The organism is Sabulicella glaciei, from assembly GCF_026183895.1.
Taxonomy (GTDB): Bacteria; Pseudomonadota; Alphaproteobacteria; order Acetobacterales; family Acetobacteraceae; genus Roseococcus; species Roseococcus glaciei.
In genome coordinates this window covers 155,353-179,597 of record NZ_JAPFQI010000003.1, presented here as the reverse complement: position 1 = coordinate 179,597, position 24,245 = coordinate 155,353, and the positions used below count along the sequence as shown (strand labels likewise).

The 24,245-nt window shown below is 72.5% G+C and carries 25 protein-coding genes; 12 read left to right on the top strand and 13 right to left on the bottom strand.

The annotated features are described in order from the left end of the window. The first annotated feature begins 29 nt into the window (after positions 1 to 29). Positions 30 to 1,685, top strand: coding sequence for a glucans biosynthesis glucosyltransferase MdoH (gene mdoH, locus OF850_RS07640; protein WP_301589392.1), 1,656 nt, complete (start codon positions 30 to 32; stop codon positions 1,683 to 1,685). Here mdoH and ybaK read toward each other — a convergent pair. From ybaK to OF850_RS07620, 4 genes are read right to left on the bottom strand one after another with little or no spacing between them, the layout of a single operon-like run. After that, positions 1,675 to 2,154 (bottom strand): Cys-tRNA(Pro) deacylase, encoded by a 480-nt coding sequence (ybaK, locus tag OF850_RS07635; protein ID WP_301589390.1) that lies wholly within the window; start codon positions 2,152 to 2,154, stop codon positions 1,675 to 1,677. The two genes, mdoH and ybaK, sit on opposite strands and share 11 nt — an antisense overlap. Then, entirely contained in the window at positions 2,139 to 2,912 is a 774-nt protein-coding gene (locus OF850_RS07630; protein WP_301589389.1) for an FkbM family methyltransferase, read from the bottom strand. The genes ybaK and OF850_RS07630 overlap by 16 nt, the downstream gene beginning before the upstream one ends. Then, a complete protein-coding gene (locus tag OF850_RS07625) occupies positions 2,912 to 3,751 on the bottom strand; it encodes a VOC family protein (RefSeq protein WP_301589388.1) in 840 nt (279 codons plus the stop codon). The genes OF850_RS07630 and OF850_RS07625 overlap by 1 nt, the downstream gene beginning before the upstream one ends. Beyond that, on the bottom strand, positions 3,748 to 4,401 hold the full coding sequence (locus OF850_RS07620; RefSeq protein ID WP_301589387.1) for a glutathione S-transferase family protein: 654 nt from the start codon (positions 4,399 to 4,401) through the stop codon (positions 3,748 to 3,750). Before OF850_RS07620 ends, OF850_RS07625 begins: the two co-directional genes overlap by 4 nt. An 88-nt stretch (positions 4,402 to 4,489) precedes the next feature. On the opposite strand from OF850_RS07620, the gene OF850_RS23655 reads away from it, so the two are divergent. From OF850_RS23655 to OF850_RS07600, 4 genes are all read left to right on the top strand, one after another. Then, a complete protein-coding gene (locus OF850_RS23655) occupies positions 4,490 to 5,659 on the top strand; it encodes a murein hydrolase activator EnvC family protein (protein ID WP_301589386.1) in 1,170 nt (389 codons plus the stop codon). 153 nt (positions 5,660 to 5,812) lie between these two features. Beyond that, positions 5,813 to 7,204 carry a S41 family peptidase gene (locus OF850_RS07610; protein ID WP_301589385.1) on the top strand — a complete coding sequence of 464 codons (1,392 nt, stop codon included), beginning with the start codon at positions 5,813 to 5,815 and terminating at the stop codon, positions 7,202 to 7,204. 9 nt (positions 7,205 to 7,213) lie between these two features. Beyond that, a complete protein-coding gene (locus OF850_RS07605; protein ID WP_301589384.1) occupies positions 7,214 to 8,236 on the top strand; it encodes a divergent polysaccharide deacetylase family protein in 1,023 nt (340 codons plus the stop codon). Continuing rightward, positions 8,233 to 8,715 (top strand): RNA pyrophosphohydrolase, encoded by a 483-nt coding sequence (locus OF850_RS07600; RefSeq protein WP_301589383.1) that lies wholly within the window; start codon positions 8,233 to 8,235, stop codon positions 8,713 to 8,715. Before OF850_RS07605 ends, OF850_RS07600 begins: the two co-directional genes overlap by 4 nt. A 3-nt stretch (positions 8,716 to 8,718) precedes the next feature. Here OF850_RS07600 and rnd read toward each other — a convergent pair whose 3' ends face one another. Further along, positions 8,719 to 9,873, bottom strand: a complete 1,155-nt coding sequence (gene rnd / locus OF850_RS07595) for a ribonuclease D (RefSeq protein WP_301589382.1) — start codon at positions 9,871 to 9,873, stop codon at positions 8,719 to 8,721. Positions 9,874 to 9,971: 98 nt separating this feature from the next. Here rnd and aspS point away from each other — a divergent pair, with 98 nt between their 5' ends. Next, on the top strand, positions 9,972 to 11,765 hold the full coding sequence (gene aspS / locus OF850_RS07590) for an aspartate--tRNA ligase (protein WP_301589381.1): 1,794 nt from the start codon (positions 9,972 to 9,974) through the stop codon (positions 11,763 to 11,765). A gap of 49 nt (positions 11,766 to 11,814) precedes the next feature. Continuing rightward, on the top strand, positions 11,815 to 12,630 hold the full coding sequence (locus OF850_RS07585) for an EipB family protein (protein WP_301589379.1): 816 nt from the start codon (positions 11,815 to 11,817) through the stop codon (positions 12,628 to 12,630). Between the two features lie 12 nt (positions 12,631 to 12,642). On the opposite strand, the gene OF850_RS07580 is transcribed toward OF850_RS07585, so the two are convergent. Beyond that, entirely contained in the window at positions 12,643 to 13,344 is a 702-nt protein-coding gene (locus OF850_RS07580) for a dienelactone hydrolase family protein (RefSeq protein ID WP_301589377.1), read from the bottom strand. A 248-nt stretch (positions 13,345 to 13,592) separates the two neighbouring features. On the opposite strand from OF850_RS07580, the gene OF850_RS07575 reads away from it, so the two are divergent. After that, positions 13,593 to 14,087, top strand: coding sequence for a flavin reductase (locus OF850_RS07575; protein ID WP_301589375.1), 495 nt, complete (start codon positions 13,593 to 13,595; stop codon positions 14,085 to 14,087). A 7-nt stretch (positions 14,088 to 14,094) separates the two neighbouring features. On the opposite strand, the gene OF850_RS07570 is transcribed toward OF850_RS07575, so the two are convergent. Further along, positions 14,095 to 15,642 (bottom strand): sulfatase-like hydrolase/transferase, encoded by a 1,548-nt coding sequence (locus OF850_RS07570; RefSeq protein ID WP_301589373.1) that lies wholly within the window; start codon positions 15,640 to 15,642, stop codon positions 14,095 to 14,097. 62 nt (positions 15,643 to 15,704) lie between these two features. Between OF850_RS07570 and OF850_RS07565 the strand changes: the two genes are divergently transcribed. Next, on the top strand, positions 15,705 to 16,253 hold the full coding sequence (locus OF850_RS07565; protein ID WP_301589372.1) for a carboxymuconolactone decarboxylase family protein: 549 nt from the start codon (positions 15,705 to 15,707) through the stop codon (positions 16,251 to 16,253). On the opposite strand, the gene mmsB is transcribed toward OF850_RS07565, so the two are convergent. The 6 genes from mmsB to OF850_RS07535 form a co-directional block, all read right to left on the bottom strand. Further along, positions 16,254 to 17,126: a 3-hydroxyisobutyrate dehydrogenase gene (mmsB, locus tag OF850_RS07560; protein WP_301589371.1), complete on the bottom strand. Its 873-nt coding sequence runs from the start codon at positions 17,124 to 17,126 to the stop codon at positions 16,254 to 16,256. Positions 17,127 to 17,164: 38 nt separating this feature from the next. Next, complete coding sequence (locus OF850_RS07555; RefSeq protein WP_301589370.1) at positions 17,165 to 18,673, bottom strand: alkaline phosphatase D family protein; 1,509 nt, start codon at positions 18,671 to 18,673, stop codon at positions 17,165 to 17,167. 53 nt (positions 18,674 to 18,726) lie between these two features. Beyond that, positions 18,727 to 19,041 (bottom strand): hypothetical protein, encoded by a 315-nt coding sequence (locus OF850_RS07550; protein ID WP_301589369.1) that lies wholly within the window; start codon positions 19,039 to 19,041, stop codon positions 18,727 to 18,729. Between the two features lie 43 nt (positions 19,042 to 19,084). Then, complete coding sequence (locus OF850_RS07545) at positions 19,085 to 19,315, bottom strand: DUF3072 domain-containing protein (RefSeq protein ID WP_301589367.1); 231 nt, start codon at positions 19,313 to 19,315, stop codon at positions 19,085 to 19,087. 38 nt (positions 19,316 to 19,353) lie between these two features. Next, complete coding sequence (locus OF850_RS07540; RefSeq protein WP_301589366.1) at positions 19,354 to 20,304, bottom strand: Bug family tripartite tricarboxylate transporter substrate binding protein; 951 nt, start codon at positions 20,302 to 20,304, stop codon at positions 19,354 to 19,356. A gap of 107 nt (positions 20,305 to 20,411) precedes the next feature. Continuing rightward, entirely contained in the window at positions 20,412 to 21,080 is a 669-nt protein-coding gene (locus OF850_RS07535; RefSeq protein WP_301589365.1) for an alpha/beta hydrolase, read from the bottom strand. 385 nt (positions 21,081 to 21,465) lie between these two features. Here OF850_RS07535 and OF850_RS07530 point away from each other — a divergent pair, with 385 nt between their 5' ends. The 3 genes from OF850_RS07530 to OF850_RS07520 are packed head-to-tail and all read left to right on the top strand — an operon-like array spanning position 21,466 to position 24,243. Beyond that, positions 21,466 to 21,960, top strand: a complete 495-nt coding sequence (locus OF850_RS07530) for an Rrf2 family transcriptional regulator (protein ID WP_301589364.1) — start codon at positions 21,466 to 21,468, stop codon at positions 21,958 to 21,960. A 22-nt stretch (positions 21,961 to 21,982) separates the two neighbouring features. Next, entirely contained in the window at positions 21,983 to 23,062 is a 1,080-nt protein-coding gene (locus OF850_RS07525) for a cysteine desulfurase family protein (RefSeq protein WP_301589363.1), read from the top strand. A gap of 8 nt (positions 23,063 to 23,070) precedes the next feature. Next, complete coding sequence (locus OF850_RS07520) at positions 23,071 to 24,243, top strand: cysteine desulfurase family protein (protein ID WP_301589362.1); 1,173 nt, start codon at positions 23,071 to 23,073, stop codon at positions 24,241 to 24,243. Positions 24,244 to 24,245: the final 2 nt, after the last annotated feature.

Here is a 24,245-nt window from a genome sequence, read left to right as displayed (position 1 = left end):
CGGGCTGGATTCCGGGGCAGGAAGGCGGGATGTCCCTGCGGCGTTTCGCCTTCCTGGCGCTGGTCCTCCTTTCCGCGCTCGTCCTGCTCCTGCTCGCCGCGCGCGTGGTTCCGCACGGGCCAGCGGGTTTCGCACTGCTGGCCTGCCTGGCCGCTCTCTCCCCCTGGGGCGCGCTGGGCTTCGCGCAATCCGTGCTGGGCCTCGCCATCCTGCTCAGCGTGCGGGATCCGGCCTCGCACGTGCTGCCCGCCGCGCGCCGCGCGCCCCCCGCGCCCATCCGGTCCCGCACCGCCATCGCCCTGTGCCTCCGCAACGAGGCGATGGAGGAGGTGCTGCCCGCGCTGGGCCGCCTGTTGGACGCGCTGCCGACCGAGGGCTTCGACGCCTGGCTGCTGTCCGACACGCGCGACGCCGCGCTGCGCGAGGCCGAGGACCGCGCCGTGGCCGCCTTCCGCGACGCGCGCGCCGACGCCGCCCGCATCCACCTGCGCCGCCGCGCGGAGGCGACGGGGTTCAAGGCGGGCAACGTGATGTCCTTCCTGGATGCCGAGGGCAGCGGCTACGACTTCGCGCTGGTGCTGGACGCCGACTCCGAGATGAGCGGGGAAGCGGTGCTGCGCCTCGCCGCGCTGCTGGAAAGCGACGGACGCATCGGCCTCGTGCAGCAGCTCATTGTCGGGCGGCCGGTGACGCAGCCTTTCCCGCGCCTGTTCCAGTTTGGCATGCGCGCGGGGATGCGCGCCTGGGCCACGGGGCAGGGGTGGTGGCAGGGGCCGAAGGGTCCTTACTGGGGCCACAACGCCATGTTCCGCGTCAGCGCCTTCCGCGAATACGCGCGGCTGGAAACCCTGCCCGATGGCTCCGCCATCCTCAGCCACGACCAGGTCGAAGCGATCCGCCTGCACGAGGCGGGATGGGAGGTTTGGTGCTGGCCGGAGGAGCGCGGATCGCTGGAAGGCAATCCGCCCGCCCTGCCGGAATTCCTGGCGCGGGACGAGCGCTGGGCGGCGGGCAACATGCAGTACCTCGCGCTGCTGCGGCAGCCGGGGCTGGGCATCATGGCGCGCTGGCAACTGGCGCAGGCCATCCTCCTGTTCATTTGCGCCCCGCTCTGGGCGCTGGCTTTCGCCCTGGCCTTGGGCATCGCGGCGACGGGCGGCTTCGATGCCATCCCGGCACGCGACCTCGCCCTCATCATGTTTGCCTGGTGGGCCGCCGCCTATTCGCCCAAGCTCGCCGGCTATGCGCAGGTGCTGCTGCGGCGGCGGGAAGCGGCGCGCTATGGCGGGCGCGGGCGCTTCCTGCTCGGTGCGCTGGCGGAGATCCTCTTCACCTTCGTCCTCGCCCCCGTCTCGGTGATGAGCAAGACGCGCTTCCTGCTCGCGCTCGCCTGGGGGCGCCGCTCCTCCTGGCTGCCGCAGAACCGGGCTGCGCGGGGGGTAGGGTGGGGGGATGCGGCACGGCTGCTTTGGCCGCAGACCGCCGCCGGACTGGTGGTCTTCGCCCTGCTGGCCGCGACGGCGCCGCGCCTGATGCCCTTCGCGCTAGTCTGGGTGGGGGGGCTTCTGCTGGCAGTCCCCTTCTGCGTGCTGTCCTCCTCGCCCGGCTTCGGGCGCATCCTGGCGCGGAGCGGAATCGCGGCGACACCGGAGGAGGTGGCGGGGCGCGCGGCGCTCAGCCCGTGAGCGGCGCGACCAGGGCGTCCAGGGCGCGGGCGCAATCCTCCGGTGCGGCGGCGATCTGCAGGCCGCGTCGCCCGCCATTCAGCAGGATCTCCGCGTGCTGCGCGGCGCTCCCGTCCAGGAAGGCGCGGAGCTTGCGGCGCTGGCCGAAGGGACTGATGCCACCCACCACGTAGCCGGTCGCACGCTCGGCCTTTGCCGGGTCGGCCATCTCGGCGCGCTTCGCGCCGGCGGCGGTGGCGAGCGCCTTGAGGTTCAGCCGCGCGTCGGAAGGAATGGCGGCGCAGACCATCTCGCCCGTGTCCAGCACGGCGACCAGCGTCTTGAAGACCTGGGCGGGCGGCAGGCCGAGCGCGGAGGCCGCCTGGAGGCCGACCGATTCCGCTGAAGGGTCGTAGTTGTATTCCAGCAGGCGGAAGCGCAGCCCCGCCGCCTCGGCCGCGCGCACCGCGGGCGTCACCTTGCCAGCCATGCCTCCTCCTCCGCCCGCAGCCGCTCCGGCTCTAGGCCTGCGTAGATGTCCCCGCTATTCGCCGCGGCAGGCAACGCATCCAGCCAGCGCCGCAGCGAAGCCGCGTCCACGGCCTCGCCGAACTCCCATCGCAGGCTTTCGCCCAGCGAGGCGTTGAAGTGGCGAAAGCCCAGCGCGGCAAGGCGGTCGAGCGCGGCATGGGCGATGTCGCGCTGGATCGTCGTCCACTCGAAGGACAGGGCGCGCGGGGCCTGCGACAGCCCGGCCAGCGCCTCGGCCTCGTAGCCTTCCACGTCCAGCTTCAGGAAATGCGGCAGCCCGTGGCGTGCGACCAGCGCATCCAGCGTCACGCGCGGGACGGCGATCGCGGCGTCCCATTCCTGCCCCTCCCAACCCGGCGCGCCGCAAGCGGCGGTGATGAAGGCCTCGCTGGCGGTCGCGACGGTGGGGTTGGCGCGGTTCAAACGCAGCACGCCCTCGCCCTCCTCCGCCGCCAGCAGGGCCGCGACGCGCGTGACGCCGACATCGCCGCGCAGGAGGAGGCGCAGCGCGCGTTGCAGCGCGGGCTGCGGCTCCACCGCCACCACGCGCGCGCCCAGGCGGCGGAAGCAGAGGGTGCGGTCGCCCACATGCGCGCCGAGGTCGAAGGCGAGGTCGCCGGGGCCGAGGAAGCGCGCATAGAAGGCATCGAGCGCGGGCCGCCGCGCCCTGTCGTGATACAGGCGCAGGGAGCGCCCGACCGCGGCGGCCCCCGGCATCACGGTCGGAAGACCAGCGCCGCGCCGCCCGCCGCCTCGGGCGGGACCAGGAGCGCGCCATCGGGCATCTCGCGCAGGCCGATCCCGCCCAGCAGGCGCCGCACCGAGGCGTTGCCGTCCCCCGTCCGCACCGCGAAGCCGGCGAGGAAGGGCAGATCCGGCGGCACCACGCCCGGCAGGGCGGCGGCGCCTTCTTCCGGCGACAGGATCGAGACGCGGCCCTGCCGCAGGCGCAGGAGCAGCCCGCCGCCCGGGCGCGGCTCCAACGGCAGCCCGGCGAGGTGCGACAGCCGCGCCGCGCTTTCCATCGGCTCGGCGGAGACGAGGAAGCACTCGTCCAGCGCCACGGCCTTGTTCGGGTGATCCAGCCAGCGCTCCTGCCACAGCAGCTCGGGCGTCAGGTGGCGGATCAGCTGGACGCGGCCCTCCGGCGCGTCGGGGAAGGGCAGGCGCTCGAACTTCGCCAGCCGGCCCTCCGGGTCGTCGCAGGGGCGCTGGAGATGCGCGACGCCGGGGATGTCCAGCCCGGCCGCGCGCAGGCGCCGGAGGTTGCCCTCTGTGTCCTCCATCCCGAGCGCGAGGATGTGCATCCCCTCGTAGCGGTCGAGGAAGCGCGACAGGCCGTTATCGGGCAGGCCCGGCTCGAAGATCGCCAGGAACTCCAGGTAGCCCTCGCGCAGGAAGGCGCAGCGATTGCCGGTGGCGAGGGGCACGGGCGGATTGCCGCCCGACTGGCGCGCCACGGGGGTCAGGGTGAAGCCCAGCCGCTCCATGGCGGCGTGGAGCGGGCCGGGGTCGCGCGCGCAGACGCCGACATGGTCGAGGGAGATGGCGCTCATGCGGGATCCTCGTATTTGGGCAGGCGCCATTCCGGCGGCTCCGCCAGGGCGTCGCGGTACCATTGGTCCACCAGGGGATGCGCCCGCACCGCGGCGATGTAGGCGCGGCTGGTGGCGGAAAGCTCCGCCTCCCAGGTGATGAATCTGGCGCAGACCGGGGCGTAGAAGGCATCGGCCAGGGTGAAATCCTCGCCGAACAGGAAGGGGCCGCCATGCGTGGCGAGGCATTCCGCCCAGACCGCCTCGATCCGCGCGATGTCGGCGAGGCTCCCCTCGGTGCGGCCGCGCCCGGGGAAATGCCCGCCCAGGTTCATCGGCATGGCGATGCGCAATTCGCGGAAGCCCGAATGCATCTCCGCCGCCACGGCGCGCGCCCAGGCGCGGCGCCCGCGCTCGGCGGGCCACAGTCCCGGCGCGATCTCGGCGCAATACTCGCCGATCGCGAGCGAGTCCCAGATGCGAAGCCCATCATGTTCCAGGTAAGGCACCGTCCCGCTGGGCGCGGCGCGCTTGACCGCGGGGGTGGAGCCGCCGGCGAGGGGGATCACCACCTCCTCCACCTCCAGCCCCGCCATCCGCACGGCGAGCCAGCCGCGCAGCGACCAGGAGGAATAGCGGCGCGTCCCCAGGTAAAGGCGGTTTGCGGCCATGAGCTCTCCCTTCCGTCCCAACTCCGGACCTTATGGCAGGGCCTGTCCAGTCTGGCAGCCCGGCGCCATCCGTGATTCGGTGCGCCCCGTGACGCCATGGGTCCTTCTTCTCGTGCCGCTCCTCCTCGCCGCGCCCGCACACGCGCAGGGGGACGCAGAGGCCGCGCGCCGCGCCGCCGAGGCCGCGCGGGAGGCGGCCGCGCGCGAAGGCGACCTGGCCCGCGCCGCCGAACTCCTGGCCGAGCGTCTCGCCGCCGAGCGCACGGCCGCCGCCGCCCGCCTGCAATCGCTGGAGGCCGAGGTGCTGGCGGCGAGCGAGCGCGTTGGCGCGGCCGAGGCGGCGGAGGCCGATGCGCGGCAGGACGGCGCCAAGCTGGCACGGGAGCTGGAGCCGCTCCTGCCGCCGCTGCTGCGCCTCGCGGCCGAGCCCGCGCCGCTGCTGCTCGCCGCGCCCCTGCCGCCGGGCGATGTCGCGCTTTCCTTGGTCGCGCTGCGCGGCATGCTGGCCGAGGCGACCTCGCTTTCCGCCCGGCTGGGCGAGGCGGAAACCCGGGCGGCGCGCGAGGCGGCATCGGGCGCGCGGGAGCGGGAGCGGCTGGAGGCGGCGCGGGCGGCGGCGCGTGACGCCTCCGCCGCGCTGGACCGGCAGATCGAGGCGGCGCGGGCCCAGTTCCGGGCACGCACCGCTGCGGAACGTGTGGCCCTCGCCCGCGCCGAAACGGAAATCGCCCGCGCTCGCTCCATCGAGGAGGCGCTGGCCCGGATCGAGCGGCAGCGCGCGGCCGAGGAGCGCCGGCGCGCGCAGGCGGAGGCCCGCGCCCGGCGGGCCGCCCGGACTCCGCCACCCGCCCCCCAGCCCTCCGCGCCGGCCAGCGAGCCGGAGCCGGCCCCCGCCACCGGCGGTGCCCCGGTGGCCGGGACGCTGGTTCGCGCCTTCGCGGCGCCCGGCGATGGAGGGCCGGCGCGCGGCCTGACCTATTCCACGCCCCCCGGCGCCCGCGTCACCTCGCCCTGCGGCGGGCCGGTCGCCTTTGCCGGGCCGTTCCGCTCCTTCGGGCGGCTGGTGATCGTGGATTGCGGGGGCGGGTTGCACGTCGTCCTGGCCGGGATGGAGCGGCTGGACGTGGCAATGGGCCGCCGCATCCGCTCCGGCGAGCCAGTGGGGGTGATGGCGCGGGAGGGCCGCCCGACTCTTTATGTCGAGCTGCGCCGGCGGGGCGAGGCGGTGGACCCGCGCCCCTTCCTGCGGGGCGGCTGAGACGAATCTCCGAGCTTCACGCTTTGGAAAGAGTGGCCGGCGCGAGGATTCGGCCTACATACGGGTTTTCCGCCGTTCCCCCGCCGATGCGGAGAGGGCTATGATGCGGCATATTTGCCCGGCAAGCCGGGCTCCGGGGTGAAGGCAGTGCGCATGAAGTCCAAGCTGGGAGTCACCTTCGCGGTCGCTGGGGCGTTCGCCGCCGGCATCGTCGCCGGACCCATGGTCGGCGCGGTGGCACAGGAAGGGAGCCGCGCGGAAACGTATCGCCTCCTTTCTTTGTTCGGCGACGTGTTCGGCCGCGTCCGCGCCGAATACGTCGAGACCGTGCGCGACCGCGAGCTGGTCGAGAATGCGCTGAACGGGATGCTGTCCGGCCTGGACCCGCATTCCTCCTACCTTTCGCCCCGCAACTTCGAGGACATGCGCGTGCAGACGCGCGGCGAGTTCGGCGGCCTCGGCATCGAGGTGACGCAGGAAGGCGGCTACATCCGCGTGATCTCGCCAATCGACGAAACGCCGGCCGCCCGCGCCGGCATCCGCCCCGGCGACATGATCACCCATCTGAACGGCAACACCACCCAGGGCCTGACCCTGCAGGAGGCGGTGGAGCAGATGCGCGGCGAGCGCGGCACCTCCATCCGCATCACCGTCCGCCGCGAGGGCGAGGCGCGCCCGTTGGAACTCGCCATCACGCGCGACGTGATCCGGCCGCAGATCGTGCGCTTCCGCATGGAGGGCAACGACGTCGGCTATATCCGCGTCACCTCCTTCAACGAGCAGACCGAGACCAACCTGCGCCGCGCCGTGCAGACGTTGCGGAATCAGGCCGGTACCAACCTCCGCTCCATCGTCCTCGACCTGCGCAACAACCCGGGCGGCCTGCTGGACCAGGCGGTGCAGGTGACGGACGACCTGCTCGACCAGGGCGAGATCGTTTCCACCCGCGCCCGCCGCAACGAGGACGCGCAGCGCTGGAACGCGCGCTCGGGCGACATCACGGGCGGCATCCCGCTGGTGGTGCTGATCAATGGCGGCTCCGCCTCCGCCTCCGAGATCGTGGCCGGCGCGCTGCAGGACCATCGCCGCGCGATCGTCATGGGCACGCGTTCCTTCGGCAAGGGCTCGGTGCAGACCGTGATCCCGCTGGGCTCGGGCAACGGAGCGATCCGGCTGACCACGGCGCGCTACTACACGCCTTCCGGCCGCTCCATCCAGGCGACGGGGATCGAGCCGGACATCGAGGTCCAGTCCTCGCGCCAGGACAACTCGCAGCAGGCCAGCGCGCAGCGCGAGCGCGACCGCGAGCAGGACCTGCGCCGCGCCCTGCGAAACGAGGGCAGCAACGCCACCCAGGCCGCGCCGCCGCCGCCGCCGCCGCCGATGAACCTGCCGCAGGCCACGCTCGACCGCATCCAGCGCCAGCCGCCCGAGGGCTTCCCCTCCCTCGACCCCACCAAGCCGGAGACGGACTTCCAACTTCAGCAGGCGCTGGTGCTGGCCCGCTCCTTGGGGCCCGCCCCGCAGCGCCGCGCCCAGCGCTAAGCACGCCGCATGGGGGAAGGGGGGTCGCCCGGCTGGCGCGCGCTGGCCGGGTTCTGGGGGGTCGTGCTGCTGGCGCTCGCACTCACGGCCGCGACGCTTGCTTGGCTCGGTCCGCCTACCCCACCGCCAACCCCGGTCGCGGAGGCCGCTTCCGAGGCTGAGGCAGCACCAGCCCGGCCCGCACCCGAGCCGGCCGCACCCGCCAGCATCCCGCCGGGTTCCCTTTCGCCGCATGTGGACCCGGCGCTGGTGGAGCCCTCGCCCGATGGGCCGCTGCCGCGCATCGCCCCGGATGGGCGCGCGCCCATGCGGGCCTATGCGCGCCCCTTCGATGGAGGAGACCGCCGGCCCCGCGTCGCGTTGGTCATCGGCGGGCTGGGCATGAATGCCAGCCTGACCGAACAGGCCATCGTTGCCCTGCCGCCCGCCGTGGCCTTGGCCTTCAGCCCTTATTCCCGCTTCGTGGAGCCGTTGATCGACCGCGCCCGCGAGCGCGGCTTCGAGACCCTGCTGGCCCTGCCCATGGAATCCGCCGGCTTTCCGATGATGAGCGACCCGGGCGATCGCGGCCTGCTTTCCGGTCTGCCGCTCGGCGAGAACCTGTCCCGCCTCGAGTGGCTGCTCGCGCGCTATCCCGGCCATGTCGGGGTGGTCGGCGCGCTGGGCCCGATGCGCGGCGAGCGCTTCGCCGCCCTGGCCGAGCCCTTCGGTGCGGTGCAGGCGGCGCTGGCCGGGCGCGGCCTCCTGTTCTTCGACGCCCGGCCCGGCGCCGCCGCACCCGCGCGTGCCCCGGGCCGCAGCATCGACCTGGTGGTGGACGAACCGGCGACCCGGCCGCAGATCGAGGCGAATCTCGCCGCGCTGGAGCGCCTCGCGCGCGAGCGCGGCGCGGCGCTGGGCTATGTGGGCGATGCCTCGCCGGTCGCGGTGCAGGTGATCGCCGGCTGGGCGGGCGGGCTGGAAAGCCGCGGCCTCGTCCTGGCCCCGCCTTCCGCCCTGGTCCGCCTCCCTCCGCCCGGAGCTCCGCGATGAGTGCGCTTCCCTACCGCCCCAACGTGGGCGCCCTGCTGTTCAACCGCGAAGGCCAGGTGCTCGTGGCCCGCCGCGCCGACATGCCCAATGCCGAGGGCGCGGCCGGGGGCTGGCAGCTTCCCCAGGGCGGCATGGACGAGGGCGAGGACCCCGCCGTGGCCGTCCTGCGCGAGATGGAGGAGGAGATCGGCACCCGCAATGCCGAGATCCTGGCCGAGCACCCGGAATGGCTGCACTACGACCTGCCGACCGAGCTGATCGGCGTGGCGCTGGGCGGGCGGTATCGCGGGCAGAAGCAGAAATGGTTCGCCCTGCGCTTCTTGGGCACGGATGCCGAGATCCGGCTGGACCTCGACCCGCATCCTGAATTCGACGCCTGGCGCTGGGCGGCGCTGGCCGACCTGCCCGCCATGGCCGTCCCCTTCAAGCGCGCGATCTACGAGCGCTTGGCCCAGGATTTCGCGCGCTTCGCCGGGTGAGGTTCAGGCGGTCCGGATCAGCCGCACCCGCCGCCCCGCCACGCCCAGGGCCAGCTTGCCGGATTTCAGCGCCAGCGCATCCTCGCCGAACACCTCGCGGCGCCAGCCGGACAGGCAGCGCAGATCGGGTTCGGATTCCGAGGCCAGGCGCTCCAGATCCTCCGTGTCGGCAAGGAGGCGCGGGGCGACGTTGTGCGCCTCGCTGGCCGCCGCCAGCAGCACCTTCAGCAGCGCCACCAGCGCGGGCGAGGCCCCGGCGCCGCGCCGTGCTTCCAGCGGCGTGGGCAATTCCCCTTCGGGCAGGCGCTTCGCGGCGGCGATGGCGGCGAGCAGCCCGCCGCCGGACTTGCCGCGCGCGAAGCCCTCGCTGACGCCACGGATGCGGGCCAGTTGGTCCGGCGTCTCCGGGGCGCTGGCCGCCACCTCTGCCAGGGATTCATCCTTCACCAGCCGTCCGCGCGGAATGTCGATGCGCTGCGCCTCGGCCTCGCGCCAGGAGGCGGCGGCGCGCAGAACGGCCAGGAAGCGGCGATTGTTGGACTTGGGCCGCAGGCGCTCCCAGGCCTCCTCCGGCTCGGTCACGTAGCCCTTGGGGTCGAGCAGCGCGTCCATCTCCTGCGCCACCCAGTCGAGCCGCCCCTCGGCCAGGAGCTTCTCCCGCAGCTTGCGGTAGACCACGCGCAGATGCGTCACGTCGGCCGCGGCATAGGCGATCTGCGCCTCGGAAAGCGGACGCGCCGACCAGTCGGAGAAGCGGTGCGCCTTGTCGATGGACTGCCCAGCCAGGGACCGGACCAGGCTGTCATAGCTGGCCTGGTCGCCGAACCCGGCCACCATGGCGGCGATCTGCGTGTCGAAGATCGGCGCGGGGACGGCGCCGAAGCGCAGCAGGAAGATCTCCACGTCCTGCCGCGCGGCGTGGAAGACCTTGATCACCGCCGGGTCGGCCAGCAGGTCGCCCAGGGGGGCGAGGTCCATGCCCTCCGCCTGGGCGTCCACGACGGCGACCTCCGTTTCCCCGGCCAGCTGCACGACGCAGAGCTCGGGGTAGTAGGTCCGTTCGCGCATGAACTCGGTGTCCACGGTGACGAAGGGCTCGGCGCGCAGGCGCTCGCACAGGGCGGCCAGCTCGGCCGCATCGGTGATCAGGCGGGTCATCGCCGCCCCTTTTGGCAGCAATCCCCGGCCATGCAAGGCCGCACCTTGACAGGCGCTCCCCTGGCCTCCCTATGCGGGGCCGTTTCCGAGGACGCCCGATGCACGCCTACCGCACCCACCATTGCGCCCAGCTCCGTGCCGCCGATGCCGGCACGACCGCCCGCCTGTCCGGCTGGGTGCACCGCAAGCGCGACCATGGCGGGCTGCTGTTCATCGACCTGCGCGACCACCATGGCGTCACGCAATGCGTCGTCCCGGCTGGCTCGCCGGTCTTCGCCGCCGCCGACCGGCTGCGGCCCGAGAGCGTCGTCACGGTGACGGGCGAGGTGGTGGCGCGCGAGGGCGCGACGGTGAATGACCGCCTGCCCACCGGCGCGATCGAGCTCCGCGTGAAGGAACTGTCGGTCCAGTCCGAGGCGCAGGTTCTGCCCATCCAGGTGGCGGGCGAGGCCGAGTTTCCCGAGGACCTCCGCCTGCGCTACCGCTTCCTCGACCTGCGGCGCGAGAAGCCGCACCGCAACCTGATGCTGCGCTCCTCCGTCATCGCCTCCATCCGGCGGCGCATGATCGAGGGGGGCTTCACCGAGTTCCAGACACCGATCCTGACCGCCTCCAGCCCCGAGGGTGCGCGCGACTTCCTGGTTCCGGCGCGCCTCCATCCGGGCAAGTTCTACGCGCTGCCGCAAGCGCCGCAGCAGTTCAAGCAGCTCTGCATGGTCGCGGGCTTCGACCGCTACTTCCAGATCGCCCCCTGCTTCCGTGACGAGGCGAGCCGCGCCGACCGCTCCCCGGGCGAGTTCTACCAGCTCGACTTCGAGATGAGCTTTGTAACGCAGGAGGACGTGTTCGCCGCCATCGAGCCGGTGCTGCACGGCGTCTTCGAGGAATTCGCGGACTGGACCGGCACGAGGCGCGCGGTCACCCCCGCGCCCTTCCCGCGCATCCCCTTCGACCAGGCGATGCTGGAGTTCGGCTCGGACAAGCCGGATCTGCGGAACCCGCTGCGCATCGCCGACGTGACTCAGCACTTCGCCGGGTCGTCCTTCGGGCTCTTCGCGAAGATCGCCGCCTCGGGCGGCGTCATCCGAGCCATCCCGGCACCGGGCGCGGGTTCGCAGCCGCGCCGCTTCTTCGACCAGCTCAATGAATGGGCGCGGGGCGAAGGGGCGGGTGGCCTCGGCTACGTCACCTTCGAGAACGGCGCCGCCGCCGGCCCGATCGCCAAGAACCTGGAGGCCGAGCGCGCCCTGGCGCTGCGGGAGCAGATGGGGCTGAAGGACGGCGACGCGGTGTTCTTCGCGGCGGGCAAGGAGGCGGACGCCGCCAAGCTGGCCGGCAAGGCCCGCACCCGCATCGGCACCGAGCTCGGGCTGGTGGAGAAGGACGCCTATCGCTTCTGCTGGGTCACCGACTTCCCGATGTACGAGCTGAACGAGGAAACGGGGCAAATCGACTTCAGCCACAACCCCTTCTCCATGCCGCAAGGGGAGCTGGAGGCGCTGAACACGCAAGACCCGCTGACGATCAAGGCCTACCAGTACGACATCGTCTGCAACGGCATCGAGCTGTCGTCCGGCGCCATCCGCAACCATCGCCCGGACATCATGCTCCGCGCCTTCGAGATCGCGGGCTACGGCGCCGAGGTGGTGGAGGCGCGGTTCGGCGGCATGCTCAACGCCTTCCGCTACGGCGCCCCGCCGCATGGCGGCTCGGCGCCGGGCATCGACCGCATCGTCATGCTGCTGGCCGATGAGCCCAACATCCGCGAGGTCATCCTCTTCCCGATGAACCAGCAGGCCGAGGATCTCATGATGGGCGCCCCGGCCGAGGTGGAGGAGGCGCGGCTGAAGGAGCTTTCACTCAAGGTCGTCCTGCCGCCTGCGAAAAAGTAAGGGACGGCATGGGGTGCGGCGGGGCGGGGAAGTCCCTAGATTGCCCCCCATGATGCGCCGCACCCTCCTCGCCGCCGCCGCGGCCCTTTCCATCACTGTCCCGGCCTGGGCCGCGCCCGAGCCGGGCCACGAGGCCATGCTGGCGCACCGGGGCGCCTATCGCCTGTCGCTGGACACGGCGCGCGACACCTCCTCCGTCACCCAGGCACGGGGGGTGATGCTGTTCGAGGTGGTGGATGCCTGCGATTCCTGGGCCGCCCGGCAGCGCTTCTCCCTGGTGCTGACCGACCGTGACGGCAACACGGTCGAAACCTCCTCCGACTACTCCACGCTGGAAGCCAAGGACGGCTCGGCGCTCCGCTTCTCGCTCACGCAGATGACGGAAGGCGCCGTGACCTCCCGCGTGTCGGGCGAGGCGCGTGCGACGCCCGAGGGCGGCCGCGTCCGCTACGCCGACCCGACGCCGCGCGAGGATGCGCTGCCGCAGGGCACGCTCTTCCCGATGATCCACACCATCCGGGCGCTGGCCGCCGCGCGGGCGGGGCAGCGCATCCTGGCGGTGCCGCTCTTCGACGGGACCAGCGCCGACGGGGCGCAGGACACGACCACGGTCATGACCGGCCCCTGGCAGGAGGCGCAGGCCAGCACCGCCTTCCCGGCGCTTTCGAGCCAAGGCAGCGTCCGGATGCGGATCGCCTTCTTCGACCGCACGCCCGACGCCCAGGCAGGCGCCGGCACGCCGGATTACGAGGTCAGCCTGCGCTACTACGCCAATGGTGTCGCCGACGAGCTGAAGATGGATTTCGGCGACTTCGTGGTGAACGGCACGCTGGGCGAGCTGGAAGCCGTCCCCTCGCCCTGCTGAGGGAAATCCCCTTCAACCCAGGTATTCCACCAGGAACTCCGCGGTGCGGCCATTGGCGATGGTGGCCGCCCGCGCATCCCAGGCATGGCCGCCCATGCGGGCGAAGGCGTGATCCACTCCCGGATAGACATGCGCCGTCACCTTGGTGTTGCCGGACAGCCCAGCCAGGATCCTCGCCTGTGCCTCGGGTGGGACGAACTTGTCCTTCTCGGCGATGTGCATCAGCAGCGGGCCGCGGATGGCCTTCGCCTCGTCCAGCAGGTTCTCGAGGCCGACGCCGTAATAGCTGACGTTGCAATCCGCGTCGGTGTGGCAGGCGGCCTTGAAGGCCATGCGCCCGCCCAGGCAGAACCCCATCGTGCCGACCTTGCCGTTGGCGCCCTGCATGCCGCGCGCGGCGGTGATGGCGGTCTGGATGTCGGCCAGGCCCTTGTCCTGGTCGAAGCCATTCATCAGCGCGAAGGCGCGCTCCCACTGCGCCTGGCCTCCGTCGGGGTCCAGCTGCACTCCGGGCTCCTGCCGCCAGAACAGGTCGGGTGCCACGGCGATGAAGCCCATGCCCGCCGCCCATTCGCACAGGGCGCGCATGTTGGCGTTCACCCCGAAGATCTCCTGGATCATCACCACTGCGCCGGCGGGCGCCGCCTTCGGCATGACGACATGGCAGGCGAAGCGCCCGGAGCCATCGGCGGCGTCCAGCGTGATCTCGGGCATGCGGTTTCTCCTTGGCGCGGTTTCCTTCCTGACCATGTAACGGCGGATGCGATGCCCCGCCACCGCCCCGCGCGGAGAATAGCCCGAGGTGCAGGTGGACCTCGGCGCGCATTGGCGCGAAGGTTCCGGCGGCGGCCCGCCACCCCTGCAGGAGATCGCGATCGGCACCGACGCGCAGCCCCGCCAGGTGCGGATCGCCGCGAGGCCGGAGCGGATCCGCCGCGCCCCAAACCGCCAGGAGTTTCGTGATGCCCGTCCCCCGCCAGGAATTCCGCGATGCCATGGCCCGGCTGGGCGCGGCGGTGAACGTCGTGACCACGGATGGCGAGGGCGGGCGCGCCGGCTTCACCGCCTCAGCCGTGTGCTCCGTCACCGACCAGCCGCCGACGCTGCTGGTCTGCCTGAACCGCGCCGCCGCCTCCAACGCCGTGTTCCTGCGCAACATGGTGCTCTGCGTGAACACGCTCTCCGCCACCCAGCGCGAGCTGTCGGAGGTCTTCGCCGGGCTGACCGGGGTGGAGGGCGCGGCCCGCTTCGAGTCGGGGAACTGGGAGCGCCTCGTCACCGGGGCGCCGGTGCTGGAGGGCGCGGTGGTGAATTTCGACTGCCGCATCCGCGAGGTGCTGGTGAAGGGCACGCACAGCGTCCTCTTCGCCGAGATCGAGGCGATCCGGCAGGGCGTGCCGGGTTCCGCCCTGATGTATTTCGACCGCAGCTACCACGCGGTCGGCGCGCAGGGCTGAGGCCCCGCTACCACTCGCCATAAAAGACGCCGACCGCCTTGTGGCGGTCGGTGCGGAACTCCGCCTCCGCCCAGGTGAGGGTGGTGCGGCATTTCAGCCGGCTGGCCCAGTCCCACAGCGCCTCGCGCATCCGCGCCCGAACCGCCTCCTGCTCCGGCGCACGGCCGAGGTCGTGGAACTCCTCCGGGTCCGCGCGCAGGTCGAAGAGCTGCGGCGGCATGCCCGACGTCCAGTGGACGTATTTCCAGTCGCGGTCGCGGATCATGAAGGCCCGGTGCTGGCCGGTGGGCAGGCCCAGGCGGCGCCGGGCCCCACGAAAGGTCCAGTCCAGCTCGCTGATGGCGAAGCCGCGCCATTCCGCCCGTTCCTCGCCGCGCAGCAGTGGCAGGAGGGAACGGCCTTCCATCACATGCTCCGCCGCCGGCAGGCCGAGCGCGTCCAAGATCGTGGGCGCGATGTCCACCGCCTCGACGAAGCGCGACTCGACGCGCCCGGCCACGCCGCCGGGCAGGGCGAGGATCATCGGCACGCGCTGGATGCAGTCGTGGAACAACTCCTTCTCGCCGAGCCAGTGGTCGCCCAGGTAGTCGCCATGGTCGGAGGTGAAGACGACCAGCGTGTCTTCCCAGCGACCCATCCGTTCCAGCAACTCCCAAACCCGGCCGAGATGCGCGTCCAGCTGCGCGATCAGCCCCTGGTAGGTCGGGCGCACGGCGGCGATGCACTCGTCGCGCTGGAAGCTCTGCGCCACCTCCTCCGCCTGGAACTCGCGCAGCACCGGGTGCGCGTCGGGGCCGCGCTCCGCCTCATGGCGCTGGACGGGCAGGGTTTCTTCCGGCCCGTACATCGCGTGATAGGGGGCGGGGGCGATGTAGGGCCAGTGCGGCTTCACGTAGGAAAGATGGAGCACCCAGGGCTGCTCGCCCTGCTCCTCGATGAAGCGCAGCGCCATGTCGGTGGTGTAGGCGGTCTCGCTGTGCTCCTCCGCCACGCGGGCGGGCAGGCGGGCGTTGCGCATCTTCCAGCCGTTGCGGACGCTGCCATCCGGCGCGGTGACGGCGATGACGTGTTCGGTCCAGGGGTCGGCGCCGTCATAGCCCTGGCGGCGCAGCCAATGGGCGTAGGCGCTGTCCGTCTCGGCATGGTGGCCGTCATGGCGGTCCACGAGCGAAAACCAGCCCTCGCGCAGCAGCACCGCCAGCTCGTCCTGCCCGTCCAGCAGCAGGCGCTTCATGCCGTGCGTGTCGGGCAGCATGTGCGTCTTGCCGGCCAGCGCGAGGGTGCGCCCCGATTCGCGCAGGTGCCAGCCCAGCGTCACCTCGCCCACCGAAAGCGGGACGCGGTTGTGCGTCGCCCCGTGCGAGGCGACGTAGCGCCCGGTGTAGAAGCTCATCCGCGACGGGCCGCAAATGCCGGACTGCACATAGGCTTGGTCGAAGCGCACGCCGCGCGCCGCCAGCGCGTCGATGTTGGGCGTCCGCAGGAAGGGATGGCCCGCGCAGCCCAGATGGTCCCAGCGCAGCTGGTCGCACATGATGAAAAGGACGTTCCGCACGGCCATTGGCGCTTCCCCCGGATGCGGCGATCCTAGCGCCAATCATCCACGAGGACGACGCCATGCCCCGCTTCACCGAACTGACGCCCGAGACCATGACCGCCCAACAGAAGGAAGTGGCGGACCGCATCGCCGGCGGCGCCCGCGCCGGGGTGAAGGGGCCGTTCCCGGCCTGGCTGCACGCGCCCGAGCTGGCGGACCGCATGCAGGCCGTGGGGCGCTACATCCGCTGGGAAACCACCTTCCCCGCGCGCCTCTCCGAACTCGCCATCCTGGTCACCGCGGCGCGGTGGAAGGCGCGCTATGAGTGGTACGCGCACCATAAGTTCGCGATGGATGGCGGGCTGCGCCCCGAGATCGCCGAGGCGATCCGGGTGGGCCAGACGCCAAAGGACCTCGCGGAGGACGAGGCGGCGGTCTACGCCTTCGCGCGGGAGCTGAACGACACGGGCAACGTGTCCGACGCCACCTTCGCCCGCGCCAAGTCCCTGTTCGGCGAGCGTGGCTGTGCCGAACTCCTCGCCACCTGCGGCTACTACACCGCCGTCGGCTTCACGCTGAACGTGGCCGGCGTGCCGCTGCCGCCCGGCGAGCCGGATCCCTTCGCCTGATCAGGACCGCCCGCGCAGCATCTCGATGATGCCGGAGAAGTCGCGCTCCGCCCCGCCTTCCCCGGCGAAGCGCTCGTAGAGGGAGAGGGCGGCGGCGCCGAGCGGCGTCTCCGCCCCCGAGGACCGCGCCGCCTCCTGCGACAGGCCGAGGTCCTTCAGCATCAGCGCGGTGGCGAAGCCCGGTTTGTAGCCGCGATTGGCCGGGCTGCCCGGCACCGGGCCGGGCACTGGGCAGTAGGTGGTCAGCGACCAGCACTGGCCGGAAGACTTGCTGGACACCTCGAACAGCGCCTCGTGCGACAGGCCCAGCTTCTCGGCCAGCGCGAAGGCCTCGCAAGTGCCGATCATGCTGATGGCGAGCAGCATGTTGTTGCACAGCTTCGCCGCCTGCCCGGCGCCCGGGCCACCGCAATGCACGACCGTCTTGCCCATCGCCTCCAGGATGGGGCGGGCGGCGGCGAAGTCGGCCTCGGCGCCGCCGACCATGAAGGTGAGGGTCGCGTTCTCTGCGCCCATCGTGCCGCCGCTGACCGGGGCGTCCAGCATTCGCGCGCCCTGGGCCACTTCGCGCGCCGTCGCGACATCGATGGTGGAACAATCGATCCGGATGGCATCGCCCGAAGCCGCGGCCAGCTCGCCCGCGCCCAGCCAGGCGTCGCGCACGTGGCGACCGGCGGGCAGCATGGTAAGGATGAATTCCGCGCCGCGCGCCGCCTCCGCCCCCGAGGCGGCGCGCCGGACACCGCCCGCCTCGGCTGCCGCCATAGCCGCCTCGCTCAGGTCGAAGCCATGCACCTCGTGCCCCGCCTTCGCGAGGTTGCGCGCCATCGGCGCGCCCATGTTGCCCAGCCCGATGAACCCGATGCGTGCCATGCCGCTCCTCCCTTTTCGCCGAAAACCTATCGGCGCCCTCAGCCCGGCACCACCCCGGGGCGACCGGCCAGTGCGACGCGGCGCCCCGCTTCCAGCAGCGGTGCGCCGGGGCGGGACACGAAAGGCACCGCCATGAAGCGCGCTTCCAGAACGTCGCCGCACGCTTCGTGCCGCGTGTAGCCGCGATGGTTGGAATGGAAGCGCAGCCACGGATTGCGCGACAGGATCTCGGCGGCGCCGCGCTGCATGTCCGAGCCGTCGCCCTCGCTGGTGATCGAGGTGGCGACGAATTCCGCGGCGACCGGCGCGCCGCCCGGCTCCGCCGCCACGTCGCCGGCCCAGGCGCGGTGCACGTCGCCGGTCAGCACCGCGCAATCTCGCCCGCGCAGCATGGCCAGCAGTCGTTCGCGCGCCGCCGGGTAGCCATCCCAGGAGTCCATGGAGCGGCGGTCGCCTGCGAGGATGCGCTGCGAAAGGAAGATCTGCTGCGCCAGCACCTGCCACCGCGCGTTTGCGTGCGACAATCCCTCGCGCAGCCAGGCTTCCTGCGCTGCGCCGAGCATCTGCGCCTGTGGGTTGAAGGCGGCTGGGCAGGGGGTTTGGCCCCCGTCGCCGCAAGGCTGGTCGTCGCGGAAGCGGCGCGTGTCCAGCACGTGCAGCGCAAGGGTGCGGCCGAAGCGGAAGCGGCGATAGGCGCCGTCCCGCGCTGCGCGGGCGACGGGCATGTGCTCCCACCAGGCCTGCTGCCCTGCCGCGCGGCGCGGCGCGAACTCCTCCGGCGTCACCAGCCTGGGAAAGCGGCGGGACCCGTCCTGCTGCGAGTGGTCGCCGGCCCAGTTGTTCTCCACCTCGTGGTCGTCATAGCTGGCGATCACCGGATGGGCGGCGTGCAGCGACTGCAGGTCTGGGTCGGTGCGGTACTGGGCATGGCGGATGCGATAATCCGCGAGGGTCAGGCAATCGCCGCCCTGGTGGCTTCGCACCACCGGCACGCCGCTCGCGCCGGGCAGGCGGCCCGCGCGCTCGTAGATCGAGTCTCCGTAGTGGAAAACGAAGGCGATGTCCGGCTCCCGCGCCGCATGGGCCCAGGCGGTGAAGACCCCGTGCTCCCAGTTCTGGCAGCCACCCGCGAGGAAGCGGACCGGCCCGTCATGCTCCGGCGCGGGCGCGGTGCGGGTGCGCCCCACCGGGCTCGCTTCGCCGCGCGCGTGGAAGCGGAAAAAGAAGGAGCGGCCGGGCGGGAGCCCGTCCAACTCCAGATGGACGGAATGCGCCTCATCGGCGGTCGCGGTGACGCGGCCGCTGCGGTGGATGCGTTGGAATCCCTCATCCTCCGCCAATTCCCAGCCCAGCTCGGCCGGGGCGGCGCCCATGCCGCCATCGGGCTCGAGCGGCAGGGGGGCGAGGCGCGTCCACAGCACCAGCGAATCCGGCCGTGGCTCCCCGGAGGCGACGCCCAGGGTGAAGATTGGTCCGGAAGCGGGCGCGGAACGCGGCGTGCCCAGCACCAGGGCGGGCAGGGCAAGGACGAATCGGCGTGGGAGCATCGCGGCAGGCTAGACCGGTTTCCGCCCGGGGGCGTCGGTCCGTCGGCCTCGCGTCACACTGGGACGCAGCGCGTCACGCCGGGATTGGCGACGGCCGTGTCGGCGCGGGTGCCTTCGGGGCAGGGGCGCTGGGCGCGGGTGGCGGGGGCGATGCCGCGATCCCAGCCGCGCACCGCCGGGTCCACGTCGGAGGACAGGCCGCCGCCCCGGGCAGAGGGGGCGCAGCGGCCGCGGCCCTGCGGCGTGCCGCCATTCGGGCACAGGAAGCGGCGCGCCGCCTCCAGCGCCTCGGCCGAACGCCCGCGGCGCTGCGCGTCGGCAGGGCCGGGCAGGACGAGGAGGCCAAGCAGGAGGACGCGGCGGCGCATGCCGCCACAGCCCCTCGCACGGCCGGGGGTTGCCTGGGAAGGACTACTTCTCGTCCTTGCCCGTCTTCTCGCGCAGCTCGTCGATCTTGATGCTGGCCTGCGCCTTGGTCAGGTCCTTCTCGAAGGCCTCGCCGGATTCCTCCGACAGGGTCTTAAGATAGGAAGCCTGGGCGCCGGTCATCGGCTCGTCGCCCGTGGTCCAGTCCTCGGGGTCCTTGACCGTGTTGCTGCCGGGCTGCGGCTGGGTCTTGGGGTTGGGTTCTTCCTGGCTCATGCGCGAACAATGCGTGAACATGATCCGCGGTTGCCCGGTCAGTCGCGCCAGGGATGCTCGTTCCACAGCGCCTGGTAGCTGGCGCGCAGGGCCTGGAGCTCGGCGGCGTATTCCGTCGGGCCCAGGTAGCGCAGCGGCAGGTTCTGCTGCGTGGCGCTGGCCTGGAACTCGGGGTCCTCCACCGTGCGGCGGACGGACAGGGCGAGGCGCTCCAGCACCTCGGGCGGCAGGCCGGCGGGGGCGGCCATGCCGCGCATCGAGCCCTCGACCACGTCGAAGCCCAGCTCGCGCAGCGTTGGCACCTCGGCCAGCGGCGCCCAGCGCGACGTGCCCATCTGCGCCAGCGGCCGCAGCACGCCCTGGCGCATCTCCGGGACGCCCTCGGCCACGTTCATCACCGCGACGGGGATCGCGCGGGACAGGAGGTTCTGCTTGACCTGCGCGGAGCCGCCGAAGGGCACGTGCAGGAAGGAGGCGCCCGATCTCCGCTCCAGCGCCAGCATGGCGAGGTGGTCGTCCGAGCCGACGCCCGTGGTGCCATAGCCGATCGTCCCCGGCCGCGCCCGCGCCGCGTCGAGCAGCCCGGCGAAGTCGCGGATCTCGCTGTCGGCGCGCACCCACAGCCCGCCCGGATCGTCCACGATGTTGCCGAGCAGGGAGAAATCCTCCAGCCGGAATCGGGTGCGCCGCTCGATCGAAAGGGTGACGATGTGCGGCGTGTTGATGAACCCTATGGTCAGCCCGTCCGGCCGCGCGCGGGCCAGTTCGGTGAAGCCGATCTCGCCGCCCGCGCCGGGGCGGTTCATCACCACGACGGGCTGGCCCAGATCCTTCTCCATGAAGCGCGCGATGGTGCGCGCCGCGAGGTCCGTGCCCCCGCCCGCGGCGAAGGCGACCACCATGGAAAGGGCACGATCGGGACGCCAGCCGCCCTGAGCGAGGGCGGGCGTGGCCAGCGGGAGGGCAAGGAGGGCGCGGCGCGTGGGCATGGACGTTTAAGCCTCGTTCAGGCGGATTCCATACCGCGTCCCGCGCCCGTGAAAAAGGCCGGCGCCGCTTTCGCGGGCCGGCCCTTCGCCGCTGGATGCGGGGCGCCTCAGTCGGCGGCCAGCGCCATGCGGGAGCGGTTGAGGACGGAGAGTACGTGGTCCTCCGTCATGTCCGCCAGCGTGTCCACCTGGGTGGGGGTGAAGACGTGGCCCGCATCGGGGATGGTGCGGTAGTCGATGGTGACGCCCTTCTGGGTGTTCAGCTTGTCCACCAGCTTGCCGACGCTCGACACCGGAACCAGCTCGTCCGTCTCGCCATGCACGATCATGCCGGAGCAGGGGCAGGGCGCGAGGAAGCCGAAATCGTAGTGCGAGGCGGGCGCCGAGATGGACACGAAGCCGCCCATCTCCGGCCGCCGCATCAGCAGCTGCATGCCGACATAGGCACCGAAGGAATAGCCCGCGACCCAGAGCATGGAGGCGTTGGGGTTCACCATCTGCAGAAAGTCGAGCGCCGCCGCGGCGTCCCCGATCTCGCCGATGCCGCCGTCGTAGCGGCCCTGGGACTTGCCGACCCCACGGAAGTTGAAGCGCAGGACGGAGAAGCCCATCGCCTCGAACCGGCCATACAGGCTGTGGACGACGCGGTTGTTCATCGTCCCGCCATGCAGCGGGTGTGGGTGCAGCAGGAGCGCTACGGGGGCGTTGGGACGCTTCGCGTGATGGTAGCGACCCTCGAGGCGGCCATCGGGCCCGGCGAACATGACTTCAGGCATGGTGTCCTTTGCGTCCGTCTCTCGTTCTGGGGCCTGGCGGAGCGGGCCTGGACGGGGTGGACCCGATCCAGACCGGCTCCGCCGGGCCGTTGGCGCTGCGCCGGGGCGCAGCCATGAAACCGATGGAACCCTTCAGCGTTCCTGTCCAACCGTTCCCGTCCGCCCGACCGAGCGGTTGACGCGGCAAACAGCGAACGCCTAGCCTCATGTCCAAGGAAGTGCCTTGGGGATCGGCACGGCGCAATCACCGGGGTGCCCCGGAGCAGGATGCCGCGGGGCTTTCGCAGCATAATCGCCCCGTAACTGGTTTTCTAATGGAATCGCCTCAAGGGCCGCATGGCTGATGGCAGTACAGCGCATGGCGGTGAGTGGGAGGGTCAGGCGTATGCGGTTGTCCACGAGGGGACGCTACGCGGTGATGGCGATGGTGGACCTCGCGGCGCGCGAAGCGGCTGCCGTGCCCCCGGCGCCCGGTCGCCCCCGCCCGCCCGTCTCCCTGGCCGAGATCGCGGCGGCCCAGATGCTTTCCCTGGCCTATCTGGAGCAGCTCTTCGGACCGCTGCGCCGCGCCGGGCTTGTCAGTTCGGCGCGCGGCCCGGGGGGCGGCTATCGCTTGGCCCGTCCGGCCCGCGAAATCCCCATCGCCGCCATCGTGGAGGCGGTGGACGAGCCGATCCGTGCGACGCGCTGCGAGGAGGGCTCGCCGGGCTGCCTGCAGGGAAGGCGCTGCCTCACGCACGACCTCTGGACCGAGTTGGGCGAGCAGATCCGCGTCTTCCTGGAGGGCATCTCGCTGGAGGACGTGGTGCAGGGCCGAGTCCAGGGCCGCGCCGCCTTGCCTTCCCAGGGCGCGGCGCCGGTTCAGTTGACCCGCGCCTGATCGCGCGCCACCTGCCGGGGCGATGACGCCCCTCGACCTCGACGCCAACGCGACCGAGCCCCTGCGCCCGGAGGCGCGGGACGCCCTGTTGCGCGCCTTGGCAACCGGCGGCAACCCATCCTCCGTCCACGGCGGGGGCCGGGCCGCGCGCCGCATCCTGGAGGAGGCGCGCCGTGCCGTCGCTGGGCGCTTCGGCGGCGAGGTGGTCTTCACCTCCGGCGGGACGGAGGCGAATGCGCTGGCCCTCCATGCCCTGTCGCCGGGGCGCCGGGTCCTGCTGGGCGCGACGGAACACGCTGCCGTGCGCGCCGCCGCGCCACAAGGCGCTTCCGCCCTGCCGGTCCACGGCGACGGAACGCTGGACCTCGCGGCGCTGGAAGCGGCGTTGCGCGGCGGCCCGCCCGCCCTGGTCTGTGCCATGGCCGCCAACAACGAGACGGGCGTGCTGCACCCGCTGGCGGAGGTCGCCGCGCTGTGCCGGTCGCACGGGGCCCTGCTGCACGTGGACGCGGTGCAGGCCGCACGCCTTTCCGCCGAACTGCCCGGCAACACCCTGGCCCTGTCCGGCCACAAGCTGGGCGGCCCGCCTGGGGCCGGGGCGCTGGTGCTGCGCGGCGGCCTCGCCCTGACCCCGCTGATCCCCGGTGGCGGCCAGGAGCAGGGACGGCGGGGCGGCACCGAGGCGCTGCCCGCCATTGCCGGCCTCGCCGCCGCGCTCCTCGCCCCCTACGACGCCCCACGCCTCGCCTCGCTGCGCGACGCGGTGGAGGCGGCGCTGGGCGAGGGGGTGGTGATCGCGGGGAAAGACGCGCCGCGCCTGCCCAACACGGTGCTGGCGGTGTTGCCGGGCGTCGCGGCGGAAACCGTGGTGATCGCGCTCGACCTCGCCGGGGTGCGGGTTTCGGCCGGGGCGGCATGTTCCTCCGGCAAGGTCGCCCGCTCGCACGTGCTGGAGGCGATGGGGTTCGGCGAGGATGCCGGCAGCGGCATCCGCCTTTCCCTGCCCTGGAACGCGCCCGACGACGCGCCCGAGCGCTTCCGCCGCGCATGGGAGGGGGTGCGCGCCCGCCTCTCGTCACGGCGCCCTGCGCTTGCCACATAGGAGGGGCGATGCGCCCGGACCGACCCATCTACCTCGACCACCATGCCACCACGCCGCTCGACCCGCGGGTACTGGCGGCGATGCGCCCCTGGTGGGAGGACAACTTCGCCAATCCCCACAGCGCCGAGCACGCCATGGGCCGTGCGGCGGAGGAAGCGGTGGAGGAGGCGCGCGGCCACGTCGCCGACCTCATCGGCGCCGACCGGCGGGAGATCGTCTTCACCTCGGGCGCCACCGAGGCCAACAACCTCGCCATCAAGGGCGCGGCGCGCTTCGCCCGCGACGGAGAGCGGCGGCGGATCGTTTCCCTCTCCACCGAGCACAAATGCGTGCTGGAATGCGTGCGGGACCTCGAGGCCGAGGGCTTCGAGCCGGTCCTGCTGCCGGTTCGTCCGGACGGGCTGCTCGACCTCGGCGTGCTGCGCGAGGCGCTGGCGGTGCCGACCCTGCTCGTTTCCGTCATGGGCGTGAACAACGAGACGGGAGTGGTGCAGGACCTCGCCAGCATCGGCGCCATCGCGAAGGAGGCGGGGGCGCTGTTCCACACGGACGCCGCCCAGGCCGCCGGCCGCATCAAGCTGGACGTGGAGGAGATCCGCGCCGACCTCCTGTCGCTCTCCGCGCACAAGATCTACGGGCCGCGCGGCATCGGTGCGCTGTATGTCCGTCGCCGGCCGCGCGTGCGCCTCGTCCCGCTGTTCAGCGGCGGCGGGCAGGAAAGGGGGCTGCGCTCCGGCACGCTGCCCGCGCCGCTGGTGGTGGGCTTTGGCGAGGCGGCGCGCATCGCCGCGGCCGAGGGGCTGCTGGATGCCGGGCGCATCGCCGGGCAGCGCGACCTGTTCCTGTCCGTGCTGCGCGAAGGCGTGCCGGGGCTGCGGATCAACGGCAGCGCCGAAGCCCGCGTCTCCGGCAACCTGAACCTTACCTTTCCCGGCGTCTCCGCCCAGGCGCTGATGGCGGCGGTGCCCGAACTCTGCCTGTCCACCGGCTCCGCCTGCTCCTCGGCCGAGATCACGCCCTCCTACGTGCTTTCGGCCATGGGGCTGCCACCGGAGGAAGCCGCCGCCACCTTGCGGATTGGGCTGGGGCGCTTTACCTCGCCGGCCGAGGTGGACCGGGCGGCGCGGATGCTCTGCGAGGCCTGGGCCGCCCTTGCCTCCACCCAGCAGGCCGCGGAGTAACG

What these genes read in the sequence shown, in the direction of transcription:
- mdoH (WP_301589392.1), top strand. Translation starts at nt 30, where the DNA reads ATGTCCCTGCGGCGTTTCGCCTTCCTGGCGCTGGTCCTCCTTTCCGCG.
- ybaK (WP_301589390.1), bottom strand. Translation starts at nt 2,154, where the DNA reads ATGGCTGGCAAGGTGACGCCCGCGGTGCGCGCGGCCGAGGCGGCGGGG.
- OF850_RS07630 (WP_301589389.1), bottom strand. Translation starts at nt 2,912, where the DNA reads ATGCCGGGGGCCGCCGCGGTCGGGCGCTCCCTGCGCCTGTATCACGAC.
- OF850_RS07625 (WP_301589388.1), bottom strand. Translation starts at nt 3,751, where the DNA reads ATGAGCGCCATCTCCCTCGACCATGTCGGCGTCTGCGCGCGCGACCCC.
- OF850_RS07620 (WP_301589387.1), bottom strand. Translation starts at nt 4,401, where the DNA reads ATGGCCGCAAACCGCCTTTACCTGGGGACGCGCCGCTATTCCTCCTGG.
- OF850_RS07610 (WP_301589385.1), top strand. Translation starts at nt 5,813, where the DNA reads ATGAAGTCCAAGCTGGGAGTCACCTTCGCGGTCGCTGGGGCGTTCGCC.
- OF850_RS07605 (WP_301589384.1), top strand. Translation starts at nt 7,214, where the DNA reads ATGGGGGAAGGGGGGTCGCCCGGCTGGCGCGCGCTGGCCGGGTTCTGG.
- OF850_RS07600 (WP_301589383.1), top strand. Translation starts at nt 8,233, where the DNA reads ATGAGTGCGCTTCCCTACCGCCCCAACGTGGGCGCCCTGCTGTTCAAC.
- rnd (WP_301589382.1), bottom strand. Translation starts at nt 9,873, where the DNA reads ATGACCCGCCTGATCACCGATGCGGCCGAGCTGGCCGCCCTGTGCGAG.
- aspS (WP_301589381.1), top strand. Translation starts at nt 9,972, where the DNA reads ATGCACGCCTACCGCACCCACCATTGCGCCCAGCTCCGTGCCGCCGAT.
- OF850_RS07585 (WP_301589379.1), top strand. Translation starts at nt 11,815, where the DNA reads ATGATGCGCCGCACCCTCCTCGCCGCCGCCGCGGCCCTTTCCATCACT.
- OF850_RS07580 (WP_301589377.1), bottom strand. Translation starts at nt 13,344, where the DNA reads ATGCCCGAGATCACGCTGGACGCCGCCGATGGCTCCGGGCGCTTCGCC.
- OF850_RS07575 (WP_301589375.1), top strand. Translation starts at nt 13,593, where the DNA reads ATGCCCGTCCCCCGCCAGGAATTCCGCGATGCCATGGCCCGGCTGGGC.
- OF850_RS07565 (WP_301589372.1), top strand. Translation starts at nt 15,705, where the DNA reads ATGCCCCGCTTCACCGAACTGACGCCCGAGACCATGACCGCCCAACAG.
- mmsB (WP_301589371.1), bottom strand. Translation starts at nt 17,126, where the DNA reads ATGGCACGCATCGGGTTCATCGGGCTGGGCAACATGGGCGCGCCGATG.
- OF850_RS07555 (WP_301589370.1), bottom strand. Translation starts at nt 18,673, where the DNA reads ATGCTCCCACGCCGATTCGTCCTTGCCCTGCCCGCCCTGGTGCTGGGC.
- OF850_RS07550 (WP_301589369.1), bottom strand. Translation starts at nt 19,041, where the DNA reads ATGCGCCGCCGCGTCCTCCTGCTTGGCCTCCTCGTCCTGCCCGGCCCT.
- OF850_RS07545 (WP_301589367.1), bottom strand. Translation starts at nt 19,315, where the DNA reads ATGAGCCAGGAAGAACCCAACCCCAAGACCCAGCCGCAGCCCGGCAGC.
- OF850_RS07540 (WP_301589366.1), bottom strand. Translation starts at nt 20,304, where the DNA reads ATGCCCACGCGCCGCGCCCTCCTTGCCCTCCCGCTGGCCACGCCCGCC.
- OF850_RS07535 (WP_301589365.1), bottom strand. Translation starts at nt 21,080, where the DNA reads ATGCCTGAAGTCATGTTCGCCGGGCCCGATGGCCGCCTCGAGGGTCGC.
- OF850_RS07530 (WP_301589364.1), top strand. Translation starts at nt 21,466, where the DNA reads ATGCGGTTGTCCACGAGGGGACGCTACGCGGTGATGGCGATGGTGGAC.
- OF850_RS07525 (WP_301589363.1), top strand. Translation starts at nt 21,983, where the DNA reads ATGACGCCCCTCGACCTCGACGCCAACGCGACCGAGCCCCTGCGCCCG.
- OF850_RS07520 (WP_301589362.1), top strand. Translation starts at nt 23,071, where the DNA reads ATGCGCCCGGACCGACCCATCTACCTCGACCACCATGCCACCACGCCG.